The sequence below is a fragment of the Bartonella sp. AD13SXNS genome (genome assembly GCF_042196465.1).
In the GTDB taxonomy this organism is placed as follows: domain Bacteria; phylum Pseudomonadota; class Alphaproteobacteria; order Rhizobiales; family Rhizobiaceae; genus Bartonella.
The window spans coordinates 26,311-38,717 of the sequence record NZ_JBHIQI010000011.1 but is presented as its reverse complement, the minus strand read 5'-3'; the positions used below and the strand labels follow the sequence as shown (position 1 = coordinate 38,717).

Annotated in this window: 14 protein-coding genes and 3 pseudogenes; 11 read left to right on the top strand and 6 right to left on the bottom strand. The window is 42.2% G+C overall.

Annotated elements, in window-relative coordinates; all coding sequences use genetic code 11:
- The first annotated feature begins 276 nt into the window (after positions 1-276).
- Positions 277-1,032 carry an antA/AntB antirepressor family protein gene (locus ACFIMQ_RS07360; RefSeq protein WP_375703709.1) on the top strand — a complete coding sequence of 252 codons (756 nt, stop codon included), beginning with the start codon at positions 277-279 and terminating at the stop codon, positions 1,030-1,032.
- Positions 1,029-1,307 (top strand): hypothetical protein, encoded by a 279-nt coding sequence (locus ACFIMQ_RS07355; RefSeq protein WP_375703708.1) that lies wholly within the window; start codon positions 1,029-1,031, stop codon positions 1,305-1,307. Before ACFIMQ_RS07360 ends, ACFIMQ_RS07355 begins: the two co-directional genes overlap by 4 nt.
- A 46-nt stretch (positions 1,308-1,353) precedes the next feature.
- Here ACFIMQ_RS07355 and ACFIMQ_RS07350 read toward each other — a convergent pair whose 3' ends face one another.
- Both ACFIMQ_RS07350 and ACFIMQ_RS07345 read right to left on the bottom strand, forming a co-directional pair.
- On the bottom strand, positions 1,354-1,650 hold the full coding sequence (locus ACFIMQ_RS07350; RefSeq protein WP_004861504.1) for a HigA family addiction module antitoxin: 297 nt from the start codon (positions 1,648-1,650) through the stop codon (positions 1,354-1,356).
- 16 nt (positions 1,651-1,666) lie between these two features.
- Positions 1,667-1,981 carry a type II toxin-antitoxin system RelE/ParE family toxin gene (locus tag ACFIMQ_RS07345; RefSeq protein ID WP_375610725.1) on the bottom strand — a complete coding sequence of 105 codons (315 nt, stop codon included), beginning with the start codon at positions 1,979-1,981 and terminating at the stop codon, positions 1,667-1,669.
- Between the two features lie 52 nt (positions 1,982-2,033).
- On the opposite strand from ACFIMQ_RS07345, the gene ACFIMQ_RS07340 reads away from it, so the two are divergent.
- From ACFIMQ_RS07340 to ACFIMQ_RS07300, 9 genes and pseudogenes are all read left to right on the top strand, one after another.
- Positions 2,034-2,573 (top strand): hypothetical protein, encoded by a 540-nt coding sequence (locus ACFIMQ_RS07340; RefSeq protein WP_375703707.1) that lies wholly within the window; start codon positions 2,034-2,036, stop codon positions 2,571-2,573.
- The gene (locus tag ACFIMQ_RS07335) at positions 2,557-3,222 is read left to right on the top strand and encodes a phage baseplate assembly protein V (RefSeq protein WP_375703706.1); all 666 of its coding nucleotides are present in this window, start codon (positions 2,557-2,559) and stop codon (positions 3,220-3,222) included. Before ACFIMQ_RS07340 ends, ACFIMQ_RS07335 begins: the two co-directional genes overlap by 17 nt.
- Positions 3,219-3,560 (top strand): GPW/gp25 family protein, encoded by a 342-nt coding sequence (locus ACFIMQ_RS07330; protein ID WP_375616742.1) that lies wholly within the window; start codon positions 3,219-3,221, stop codon positions 3,558-3,560. Before ACFIMQ_RS07335 ends, ACFIMQ_RS07330 begins: the two co-directional genes overlap by 4 nt.
- Positions 3,557-4,384: pseudogene (locus ACFIMQ_RS07325) on the top strand (baseplate J/gp47 family protein). Before ACFIMQ_RS07330 ends, ACFIMQ_RS07325 begins: the two are co-directional and overlap by 4 nt.
- Positions 4,384-5,490 (top strand): annotated as a pseudogene (locus tag ACFIMQ_RS07320) (phage tail protein). The pseudogenes ACFIMQ_RS07325 and ACFIMQ_RS07320 overlap by 1 nt, the downstream one beginning before the upstream one ends.
- A gap of 1 nt (position 5,491) precedes the next feature.
- A pseudogene (locus ACFIMQ_RS07315) lies at positions 5,492-8,635 on the top strand (DUF4815 domain-containing protein).
- A gap of 14 nt (positions 8,636-8,649) precedes the next feature.
- Positions 8,650-9,999, top strand: coding sequence for a Bgr_08870 family protein (locus ACFIMQ_RS07310; RefSeq protein WP_375616738.1), 1,350 nt, complete (start codon positions 8,650-8,652; stop codon positions 9,997-9,999).
- Between the two features lie 118 nt (positions 10,000-10,117).
- Positions 10,118-10,249, top strand: coding sequence for a hypothetical protein (locus ACFIMQ_RS07305; RefSeq protein WP_375703705.1), 132 nt, complete (start codon positions 10,118-10,120; stop codon positions 10,247-10,249).
- Positions 10,242-10,550, top strand: a complete 309-nt coding sequence (locus ACFIMQ_RS07300) for a HigA family addiction module antitoxin (protein WP_375640095.1) — start codon at positions 10,242-10,244, stop codon at positions 10,548-10,550. Before ACFIMQ_RS07305 ends, ACFIMQ_RS07300 begins: the two co-directional genes overlap by 8 nt.
- 9 nt (positions 10,551-10,559) lie before the next feature.
- On the opposite strand, the gene ACFIMQ_RS07295 is transcribed toward ACFIMQ_RS07300, so the two are convergent.
- From ACFIMQ_RS07295 to ACFIMQ_RS07280, 4 genes are all read right to left on the bottom strand, one after another.
- Positions 10,560-10,946 carry a hypothetical protein gene (locus ACFIMQ_RS07295; protein ID WP_375641101.1) on the bottom strand — a complete coding sequence of 129 codons (387 nt, stop codon included), beginning with the start codon at positions 10,944-10,946 and terminating at the stop codon, positions 10,560-10,562.
- Positions 10,939-11,190, bottom strand: coding sequence for a type II toxin-antitoxin system Phd/YefM family antitoxin (locus ACFIMQ_RS07290; RefSeq protein ID WP_375703704.1), 252 nt, complete (start codon positions 11,188-11,190; stop codon positions 10,939-10,941). The genes ACFIMQ_RS07295 and ACFIMQ_RS07290 overlap by 8 nt, the downstream gene beginning before the upstream one ends.
- Positions 11,191-11,365: 175 nt before the next feature.
- The gene (locus tag ACFIMQ_RS07285; protein WP_375639653.1) at positions 11,366-11,644 is read right to left on the bottom strand and encodes a hypothetical protein; all 279 of its coding nucleotides are present in this window, start codon (positions 11,642-11,644) and stop codon (positions 11,366-11,368) included.
- Positions 11,641-12,372 carry an antA/AntB antirepressor family protein gene (locus tag ACFIMQ_RS07280; protein ID WP_375703703.1) on the bottom strand — a complete coding sequence of 244 codons (732 nt, stop codon included), beginning with the start codon at positions 12,370-12,372 and terminating at the stop codon, positions 11,641-11,643. Before ACFIMQ_RS07280 ends, ACFIMQ_RS07285 begins: the two co-directional genes overlap by 4 nt.
- Between the last annotated feature and the right edge of the window lie 35 nt (positions 12,373-12,407).

Sequence of the window (12,407 nt, the reverse complement as noted above, 5' to 3'; positions counted from 1 at the left end):
TTGACAATGTGGCGACAATATGAATAATCGAATCAGGTGCCTCAAAAACACCTTAAATACACAGCGGGTGGATTGCCGAACCAATCTCTTTTCCGCGCATTAAAGACTTTGACTTGTTATATGCTACATGCGTATAATGACATTGTCGGGTGTGGTTATGCTATACAATACCCTTTTGGGAAAAGCATAACGACGGACTGTGTACCGTGTTTTTGAGCACCCGGCACTCTTTTATTGAGTGTCAATCAAAAACGTCTAATTACACAGGAGTTCATAATGAACACTCTTATTCCGATATCGGAACAAACTGTTGGACAGGAAATTGTTCAAACAGTAAATGCACGTGAATTGCATAGTTTTTTAAAAGTAGGTAAAAAATTTGCGGACTGGATTACTGAACGTATCAACAAATATAATTTGGTAGAAAATCAAGACTTTGTTTGCTTCCCTATTTTGGGAAGCAAAGGCAGGGGTGGTCACAATCGTAAAGATTATCATCTGACTTTAAGTGTAGCCAAAGAACTTTCTATGGTTGAGAACAATAAGAAAGGTAGAGAAGCGCGTTTATACTTTATTGAGTGTGAAAAACGGTTAAAACAAGTAGCAACACCACAGATAGCTGCATCACAAGTTGATTATTCCAAACCCGAAGCATTACTTGGTGTCTTGAATCACTTACAAAGCCAAATAGAGCAGAAAGATCATGTTATCGCTGAATTAGCACCAAAAGCAAAAGCACTTGATGGTTTAAAGCGTTCTGATGGTTTGTTTGGTTTAATTGAAGCCGCGAAGATGTTGGAAGTACGACCTAAGGATTTAACGGATTACTTGCGTAAACATGATTGGGTCTATCGACGGGCTCCAGGGGCGCCTCTGTTACCTTATCAGGATAAAATCAAGAAAGGATTCATGGACTGCCCTGCTATCACCATTCAAAGACCGGATGGTACAGAAAAGGTGCTGCCTTCAACGAAAATCACCTCCAGAGGATTAGCATGTTTAAGAGAGCAAATTCATGGAGGTGTGCAATGAAGATAGATACCAACTTCTTATGCGATTTATGGATAGCATTATCTCAATTTTCTAATGATGAAAATGTGAGCGACAAAGATTGTAGTGCTCTGGTTCAAACTATGAATGCAATAGAAAAGGTTCTAGTTTTAAAGCTTCAAGATGACGTGCCCAATATTACAAAAATCTTGGCAATTTTGACAGATTTTGGAGCTTCAGAACTTCCACATCGTATGGATTCTTTGTTGCGAACTTATGAATCAGATTTAGAGAGCCCCATTAAAAAGGTTGCTTAATTAAAAAAATAGAACTCCCCTCCCTATCGTTAAAGGTAGGGAGTGGTTAAACCCTACATTCAAATTTATTGATTTTGGCAAATTCGTCTGCTTTTTCAGTTTGTAATATACTAACGTCATAAGCAGCTTGCATGTTAAGCCAAAATTCAGCAGTAGTATCAAAAAAATAGGCTAATCTTAGTGCTGTATCGGGAGTCACTGGACTATTTTCAGCAACAATACGTTCTATTCTCGTGCGTGGAACATTTAATGCTTTTGCAAGAGCATAAGCAGAGAGAGCATATTCTTTTAAATATTCCTCTCGTAAAATTTCTCCGGGATGAATCGCTATATAATTTTTCATCTCGACCTCCTACAGATCAATGATAATCTACGATTTCAACTTCATAGGCACCATTAGAGCGCCATTCAAAACAAATACGAAACTGGTCATTAATACGGATAGAATATTGACCTTTACGCTCTCCTTTCAACGCTTCTAGACGATTTCCCGGAGGACTGCGCAAATCTTTAAGATCAACTGCTTTATCGAGCATAAACAACTTTCTTTGGGCTATACGCACTAGAGTGGTGGGAAAGCCTCTGGGCAGATTGCCTTCTAAAAGATCTTTACACCGCTTATCAGCAAAAGATTCAATCACCAAATCACCTTTATTCGTTCTTTTACGTATCATAACACGATACCAATATAAAGAAAAGGATAAATGTTAAATAACAGGAGCCCCCATGCATCCGAGAGAGACGATAAGAGAAACATTTGTTGCGTTGATCAAAGCAGCAAAGACGGCAGCTGGTGACAATGTTTTCAATATGCGTGACTTCAATTTATTTATTGAAGCAATGCCAGCTATTAATATCTCAACACAAAGTGAAACAATTGAAGATGGACATGATTTTGGCTTAAGGCGGCGAGTTTTAACGCTAGATGTTGAATGCTATGCAACATGTGAAGATGGTGCACGTTTTATTGACCAATTAGCATGGCAAGTTGAGGAAATTTTCTATGCCAATCCCAATTTTAACAACACCGTTGAGACATGCCGCCTGCAAAATATTGCTTTTGCCTTTGGCGATAATGGCGCCCTAGCGCTCCATGGTGCGATTCTAACCTTTGACGTGACTTACGTCACCAATATCCCCTGCCCTTATGAAGGAAATACAACCGAAAGAGTTGTTGAACCCCTTGTCGGTTTTAAACCCGAAACAGGTGTGGGAAACGAAGACAAATACCATAAAATTGAAGGTGGACATGTTAGAGCGACGTGATAAAGAAATCACAGATCTAAAGAGACGTGTGGCAAATATGGTTATGGTGGGGAAGATTAGCCATATCGACCATAAAAACGCACGCTATCGGGTAAAAAGTGGCAATCTCATCAGTGACTGGATTCCAGACACACAAGCCCGCGCCGGTAAAACACGCTCCTATGAAGGACGCGATGTTGGAGAGCAAGTGATTGTTGTTTCATCATCAGGGGATTTATCGCAAGGGATGATTGTTGGTTCACTTCACACCGATGCTAATCAAGCAGCCGATAAGGGCAGCATTCACCGAACGATATACCCTGATGGAACCAGCCTTGAATATGATGATGAACAAAACACCTATGCCCTTAATATCAAATCGGGTGGAAAGTTTATTCTGACAATCTCTGATGGCGTGTCTCTCAAAGGAGATGCTGGTAAGCTAGAGCTTAGCGCACCGGAGAGTATACAAATCACTTCAGAACGTGATCTGAGTTTAAAGGCAAAGGGCAACATTTCTGTAAAAGCAGATGGGAACATTTCACTCCATTCGCAAGATGGTGTTTCCATTCATTCAAGTGGCTTAAAGCATAACGGCACCAATGTAGGAGCAACCCATGTTCATGGCGGTGTTTATTCTGGTGGCGCGATGACTGGAGGTCCCAATTGAACAGTGGAATGGACCGTACAACGGGAAAGCCATTAACCGGCATTGATCATTTACGCCAATCAATTCTTGATATTTTGTCAACACGGATTGGTTCGCGTGTAATGCGTCGTGATTATGGTTCACGCGTTGCAGAACTCATTGATGCACCAGTGAATAATGCTTTTGCCGTTGCCCTTTATGCCGCCGTTGCTGAGGCTTTAGACAAATGGGAACCGCGTTTTAAAGTGAAAAAAATCGATTTTAAAAGGAGTGAGAATGGACACATTTCTTTATCCTTTGAAGGCATTTATTTGCCATCCGGTAAGCCCATTACCATGGAAGGATTATTGATAAAATGAGTAAAGCGCTTGCAAAACCGGAAATTATTACAGAACTTTCTTTTGAGGAAATCCGCGCAGCGGCTCTTACCCATTTAAAAGAGCTTTTACCCGAATATACATTTTTGGAAAGTGATCCAGCCGTAAAAGTCATAGAGGCTTTTAGCTATCGAGAATTGCTTTTAAGACAGCGTATTAATGAGGCAGCACGCAACAACATTCTTGATTTTGCAATCGGTGAATCTCTTGATGCTTTGGGAAACTGGCATGGTATTGCCCGCATGGAAGGGGAAAGTGACGAGAGATATCGTGAACGCATACAGCTTCATGCCCGTGGAGGAAACGGAAGTGGAACAGAACCCTATTACAAGCTTATCGCCTTAACAGCCGATAGTCGAGTGAAAGATGCCATTATCTATCGTAAAGGCAAAGACCCAACCATCTATGTTGCTCTTTTTGGCAACAATGAAGAAGGAACAGCCTCTGAAGATCTCTTACAAACAGTTTCACAAGCTCTTCACAGAAAAAATATCATCATGACCAATGATACGATTATTGTGCATGCTGCTGTCAAAAAAGTGCTGGACTTAGAAGCAGATGTTTGGCTGTTACCGGAAATATCTTTGAAAATTCTCACGACAATGGAGGCAAATTTAAGAGCAGCATGGAGACAAGAACAAGCCATTGGTCGTGAATTAAGCCTCTCGTGGTGGGTTTAAAAACTGATGATCCCTGGTGTCCAGAAAGTGATTGCCATTACACCCACAAAGGACAGTGCAGTTTGTGATGAAGAAATCTTATCGATTGGCAAAATCACCTTAAACTTTAAAGGGCGTGCACGCTAATGGTTGGCTCCCTCCTCCCCACCCATGCAACAGAATTTGAGAAACGCCTTGCCGATGTTTGCGACTTTTATCAAGATGTTGATGGGTCTGTTTTGGGGATTTCACGTGCTAAATTGATCACGCGCCCTCCCCGCTTTTTGCCGTGGTTGATTGAAGAATATGGACTTGGTGAACTGACACCTTATGTTCCAAACCTCTATGATTTGATTGACCAAGGGCTTGCATGGCAACGCCTGCGCGGGTCTGTTATGGCAATAGAGATGGGGCTTCAATGGTTAGAGCTTTCTGCGCGTTTTAAGCCCGCTTGGTCAGAGCGTGCATGGTGAAATTCCTTTCAACTTTACTTTGACAGCCTCCCTAAACAAAACAGCCTTGAAGCTATTGAAGCGATTACAGATCTCTCCAAAAGTTTGCGCTCTGATTTTCGTCGTGGGACCTATGGTTATGATGTGCAAGCTGTTGAATGCAATATGTCACGACTGGATGAGTGCATGCTGGACTTCGAGAGTGGTGTGCACTTAAAAGCTGGGGGAACTCTGTTTTCCTTTGGACGCACAACAGAAATCAAGCATACCCTCACAAAAGAAGAAGGCAAGCTTATTGGCAATTGGATAGATGACTTCGACGAGGAGTTAAGCTGGAACCAAATTGATTACCCATGGGATTTGGCAAATTTTCCTTGGTGTTCAGTTAAAAAACATGAACGCGATATACTCATGGCAGAGTGGTTTAGCAACCGCACGCTTTATCTCGTGTTAAGAGACAGCCAAAATAGCGTGATTGGGTATCGCAGATGCTATGCTGTAGCGCCTGTCGAACAGGCTTTGGATGGTGTGTATAGCCATTGTGGTAACAGATTCCAGCCCTCCTCGATGGGCACGGCGCTTTTTCTGGCAGCCCGCACAGATTTTGAAGATGTTGAGGACAAACAAACCGCCGCTGTTTCCCTTCTCGTTCATGGCTCTCTTGCACAACAAACCCCTCCTGGCAAGCTTTGGTTAGGGGCTGATGAATTGCGTGGTGGTGTAGAAATTCTCAAAACACCTATCAATATTCCTTTGCGTGCTGATGTTCGCGAACAATTCAAAATTTTATTGAGGTTTTAACATGAAGCATGAAAGTGGTTTACCCTTTGCAATTGACAGATCGGTAGGCAAAGATGAACAACAAAGCGTGGTGTTTTATGGCAGGCGCCCTTTTCTTCAAGCGGGTGAACTCAATGAGGTTCAAACCATCATCAGGGGGCGTCATGACCGTTTGGGACGCCTTGTGGCAAAAGAAGGAGACCGTGTTGAACACACTGATGCTTTTGTCAATAAAGAGACAAGGACTGTCACGTTAACAGAGGGCAAAATTTATATCGCAGGCGATATCTTTCCTGTCTCAAATGCTGTCTTGGAGAATATTTCCATGATTGGGCGTGTGGAAATTGGTGTAAAGCTACAAAAGAAATGGGTGACATATGAGGATGATCCAGAGCTGTTGGGGCAAGTTGCCGGCAGTTTGGCAGAAGGAGAGCCCGGAGCGGCACGTGAAGTAGCAAAACTTGTCTGGGCTCTCAAAGATGATGAGCAGCAAGGGGCTTTCTTTCCGGTCTATATCTTACAAGATGGCGTTTTGATTGATCAAAAATCGCCCTCACTCCTTGAACCCGCCATGCAAGCTATTGCGACGTACGACCGCGCCCATGGGCATTATATCGTGAGTGGCTGCCGTGTGAGCGCATTGGGAGCAAATAACGGTTGCCAAGTCTTTAGTATTCAAGAAGGAGAAGCCAATATCAATGGTTTTAAACGCAAACGCCTTGCCGCCTTGCGCCATGAAGAGATGTAAGATTTTTCGACAAGCGTTGTTCCTAGCGAAACGCATATTTTTTCGCCCCCAAAAGGGAAAACAAGTTTCACCTTTAAACCCTATTATTTTCCTCTTGCTGATATTCAGTCTCTTTTGTTGACAAAAGAAAAAACCGTTAACGTCACCCGTGGTGCGGTTGCCGCAGGGCGTGATGGTGTTCCTGATAAAAGCATCACCGCGTTTATCAAAATTGTTCAAGGAACTAAAGAATTTAAAGAAGGAACGGATTTTAAAAAAACCGGAGACACCATTGATTGGGCACCCGTGGGAGACGAACCTTTAGCAGGGAGCAGCTATAAGGTGACTTATCGCTATCGTGCAAAAATCACGGCTGATAAGGTAACAGCGCAGGAAATCACTGTCTCAGGGGGTGCTGAGAATGGTGATATCATTGTCAGTTACACTTACAAACTCCCCCGCATTGACCGTATTGGTCTCAACACAGGGGGAAATGTCGTCTATATCAAAGGGATTTCTTCAGACCAACCCATGGCACCTAGTGTCCCTGATGAGGTGTTGTCGCTCGCAACCATTACCAACAATTGGCTTAGTACCCCCCTTGTGGTTAATGATGGCACCCGTGTTGCCCCCTATGATGAGATGTGGCGCTATTTTCAACGGGTGCTTTCCCTTGACCGGTTGATGCAGTTAGAGCGCATTAAAAGCAATGTAGACTCTAAAGAGCCTGTTGCCAAAAAAGGCACGTTCGCTGATCCCTTTCTTGATGACTCTTACAGAGATGAAGGCTTTCAACAAACAGGGGCAGTAGGAAACGGCATTTTGCAGCTTGCCATTGACCCAACATTCTATACTGCTCCTTTAAAAGCGCCTGTCACCCTTGACTGGGCAAATGAAGTGATCATTGCACAAGAGTTGACAACGGCTTGCGAAAAGATCAACCCCTATCAAAATTTTGCACCCCTGCCTGGTACAGTAACCCTTGAACCCGCAACAGACTTTTGGCATGAACAACGCACCGATTGGCTCTCAAGCGTGACCAATCAAATCATTATGGGAAAACATCGCGGCAGTACCATACGTAGAACAGAAGTAAGCGATAATTTCATCAACACACACCAAGAACAAATCGACTTTTTAAGACAAATTACCCTTCACTTTAAAATTGAAGGTTTTGGCAGTAGCGAAATCTTGGAAAGTCTTACCTTTGATGGTGTGGATATCTTGCCAGCGAGCCGCCTTGTTGCCGATAGACAAGGCGCCCTTGAGGGAACTTTCACGATTCCACAAAATATTACGGCTGGCACAAAAAACGTTGTGGCACGGGGAAAAGGTGGAACCATTGCAACGGGGCTTTTTACCGGTCAAGGTCTGATTGATGTGAAAGTGATGCGGCGCACCACCACGGTGAAGATATGGACGCAATTTGACCCACAAGCGCAAGTCTTTACCCCCGATGAAACACGGCAAATCATAGGAATTGACTTTCATCTTTGCAAAATCGGCAATCAGAACCATGATCTGGTGATTGATTTGGTGACAACCGAAAACGGCTATCCTACCGCCGATATTCAAGCACAAAGCTTTTATTCTATGAAGGGCGCAAAGCTAGGTTGGGCAGAAGCACGCTATGATGTCCCCTTGTTAGTCCCTAATGACCGTCTCACTGCTTTTGTCATTAAAACCGATGATGCTGATCATGCCGTCTCACTAGCAAAGCTTGGAGATTTTGATGCAGAACACCAGAGATATGTCTCAAGTCACCCTTACGTGACCGGTCCACGCTTTTCTTCTGTTAACGCACAAAGTTGGACAGCCCATCAAGATGAAGCCTTAGCCTTTCGAGTGCTGGCGGCACGCTATAGGCAAACAGAAAAAACCATTGATCTTGGCACCTTTGACCTTGTGGACTGCTCTGATTTGCAAGTACGCGCAGCCATTGAGTTGCCTTCAAGTGAGTGTTCTGTCATCTTTGAAATTGAACGAAACAACGGCACAATTTATCAACTGCTGCCTTTTCAATTGCTCAGTCTTACTGAATATATCAGTGAAAAGGTCAAGCTTCGCGCTATTCTCAAAGGCACCGAAAAGCTCTCACCCGTCTTGTTTGCGCCTGTTCAATTGATTGCGGGGAAGATCCATAAGGAAGCGACCTATGTCACGCGTGCTTTTGCCTTTGGTGAAAAAGCACGATTGACCAGCTATATCAAAACCTTTTTACCAGGTGGTGCAACCTTTTCACTGGAGATGCAACTGGATGATGGTGGTTTCACCCCTTTGAAACTTGACGAAACAGAACAACTCGCTGAACCACTTTGGACAGAACGAAAATTTGTGAGCAGTGACAAAACAGCCAAACAAGCGCGCTTGAAATTGACCCTTACCGGTGGACCTGCTGCGCGGTCCATGGTGAGTGATTTTGGCGCTGGCATATTATAATGGGAAAATGAGAGATGACAAAAACCAAAAAACTCGACATGGAATTGCCTAAAGAGGGGCGTTTTATCAGTTCTGAATTCCCCATCTTGCGCGAAAACTTGACCAAAATTGATCAAGCCATTGTTGATATTGAGGAAAAGGTAAACGAAAAAGCACCTTCAAAACACACGCACACAATAAGTGATGTTGCAGATCTAGAAAGCGCTCTCAAAGCCAAGATGGCAGCGGATAAAACCTTCACTTTTGCCGATTTAAGTGATATCGAGGGGGCAAAAGATGCGGCTAACAATTATGTTCTCTATAAATCAAGCAATAATAATTTTACCTTTGGCAGTGCTGTCTCCCTGTTAGGTGCGCACCAACATAAAACCGAAGATATCGTGGGGCTTGATGATTTTAGAGCTAAGATTAATCAAGATATGACCAGCTATGGGCGCCTCACAAGCCCAAATGAATGGAAAAATTACAATAAATTTACCAGCAAAGTCACCATGAGTGGTGGCTTAGAACTTTTGGGTAATTCATCACTAAACCTTATGCATAACAATGAAGTGGTCACCAGTTTAAGCGCAAGCGGAAGCTTTCTTAAAGGACCTTTGAGGGTCGATGGAGATCTTGTTTATACGAAATCAGACATAGATATTCTCAAGCAGGAAATTAAAAACATCAAAAAAGATTTGATTAATAAACTCATTATTGCCGATGCTGAATTGCTCTATACGCAAGATGGGAAAATTGAATGGCCCGATTGGGTAACAGACCAAACTAGGTTAGAAATCCAAGCATGGGGTGGCGGTGGTAGTGGTGGCGGAGCGGATACGCCATATTTGGGAGGAGGAGGTGGTGGTGCCGGTTGTTCAGTCTGGTATGGCTATAAAGCCAGTTTAAAGGATCATGAAGATATCACAATTGGTAAGGGTGGAACTTCTGTTGCATCACTCCGTGCAACAGGTAATTCTGGAGGAACAACGACCGTTGGTAAAAATTTTATTACCGCTACAGGAGGACATGGTGGTGGGGGTGCTTATTATAATCAGAAAACGTATTCACATTACTCAGGAGCTGGTGGTGTTGGGGGCATTGGTGGAAATTTTGGTTTAGCAACAGACGGACATCTAGGATTAGCCAAAGGGGGAAATGGTTATGCTGGAACGAGTGGAATTACGAGTCAAACAAGCGGCAATGGCGGCGATGCTGGAGGTGATACATCAAGAGGTGGCTCTGGAGGAGTCGGCAAAGGTTACTATAGTTCAGGAAAAGCAGGGCGTGGTTTTGGCGGCGGCGGTGCTGGTGCTCACTCTGATTCTTCTTCAAGTGGCGCTGGAGCTGATGGCGCTGTCCTTATAAGATTATGGAAAGATTAATTACATAACCAAAGGTAGCGCAAGTCAAATGGATAGCTATTGTATAAGCGAGCTTGTATGATTTTTAAATCCTTTTATCACTCTTTCAAAGCCTGTTAAAGCCCTTTAAAGGGCTTTTTTGACTGACAGTGTCAGTCTTATGGAGCATGATGATGGTTGTTATGGTCTCTTCATTAATTTGGAGAGCAAAATGACAATAGAATTTAAACTTCGTATTCACTTTATTAAGAAAGGATACAGTTATGGATGACATTCCTGCACAAAGAGATAAAAACCGCTGTCCTACTCATCCAGGAGAAGTTTTAGCAGAAATTATTCCTGAAACAGGCAAAACAAAATCAGAAATTGCGCAGATGCTTGGTATATCACGCCAACATCTCTATGATATTCTAAATGCCGAAAAGCCTATATCTCCTTCTCTTTCGGCTTGTCTTGGCAAAATGTTTGGGAATGGAGCTGCCATATGGTTACGTATGCAAGCCAATTATGATGCGTGGCATGCTGAACGTGAAACAGATGTTAGCAAAGTTCCAATACTCCACGCTGTTTGACTTTGTGACTCAATCTCTAGAGACTTTTCCAAGTGGTTTTATTGCTTTAACTTCTTTAATTTTAAGTGCAATTTTACGCACGAAAGCGAGGCTAAAACGCCCTTGTGGTTTTAAATCTTCAAAGTCAAACAAAGATTCGCAAGGAACAACATTAAATTCATCAACACGCACCCAAGATTGCTTTTGCAACCCCGCACGTCTACATTCTATCTCAGGTACTTTTAAGCTATATTGTAAATTAATAGGCTCTTGAGAAGTGATAGGAAACAAAAAGAAATGGCTTTCAGTTTTAACCATAACACAGGAAGGACGCGCTTTACGTCCTGAATGTTCACCTTTTTGCGCTTGTTCGTGCCATAAATAATAATATTGAACAACATCCCCCGCTTTAAACATGTTCATCACTGTTTAAAATGTCATCTAAACCACGATCTAAATCATCTAATATATTTTGCGGTGCATCTGCATAGGAAAAAGATTGTACACTAGAACGAGATTTCATTAATTCATTATATAAATCGACAGGAAGCATAATGATTTTTTCACGCCCTCGTTTTGTCAAAGCAACAGGTGTTGACATAGCCTCGTCTAAAATATCGCCTGCCCCGCGATTTACATCTGTAAAACTATATTTTTTCATAACGATAGCCTTTTAATAGATAATACGTATTGTACGTATAATATGTATTATGTAAAGATGTTTTACAACGTACTGGAGAAAAAAGCACCCTTTTGTAACTGGAATAAGCCTTTCTCAAGGCTATCTATTAAACTCTTCCCCACTCAAAGCAGGGAAGAGAGGTTATGTTTTTTACTTAAGCAACCTTTTTAATGGGGCTCTCGAAATTTGGTTCATAAGCGCGCAACAAAGAATCCATGCTATGCGGTAACTCTGAATCACCAAAATCTGTTAGAACTGTTAAGATTTTAAGCATGCTTGGCATCTCATCTTGAAGTTTTAAAATCAAAACCTTTTCTATCAATTCCATAACTTCAACTATGGCATTACAATTTTCATCTCCAATGCTTCGATGATTGGAAAACTGAGACAGCGCCATCCACAAATCGCATAAGAAATCAATACTGGTATTCATTGTACACCCCCATGGATTTGCTCTCTCAAACATGCCAATCCTCTCGATGTGATTTTTGTTGAAGGGAGCACCTTTTCTGTACCATCCGGTCTTTGAATAGTGATAGCAGGGCAATCCATAAAGCCTTTTTTGATTTTATCTTGATAAGGCAACAAAGGCGCCCCTGGAGCCTGTCGATACACCCAATCATGTTTACGCAAGTAATCCGTTAAATCCTTTGGTCGTACTTCCAACATCTTCGCGGCTTCAATTAAACCAAACAACCCATCAGAGCGTTTTAAACCTTCCAAAGCCTCTGCTTTTGGAGCCAATTCGGCAATAACATGATTTTTCTGCTCAATTTGATTTTGTAGATGATTCAAAACACCAAGTAATGCTTCGGGTTTGGAATAGTCAATTTGCGGTGTTGCTACTTGTTTCAAAAGTCGTTCACATTTGATAAAGTATTGACGTGCTTCATGTCCTTTATCATTACGTTCGATCATGGAAAGGTGTTTAGCCATGTCTAAGGTAATGTGGTATTCTTTTACCTTCCCACCGTTTACTAAATTTTTAGTAAGCGTTATAAAGTTTATATTTTCCTGAAACTTACATTCTTTAATGCGATTTTTAATCCAATCATTAAAGCGGGCTTTTATCTCTAAAAACGCATGCAAATCACGCGCATTAACAGTTTGAACAGTTTCTTGATCAATAACCTGTTCTGATATTTCTATAAGTGTGTTCATGAGAACTCTTTATCGTTAGATGTTTTTCATTGACA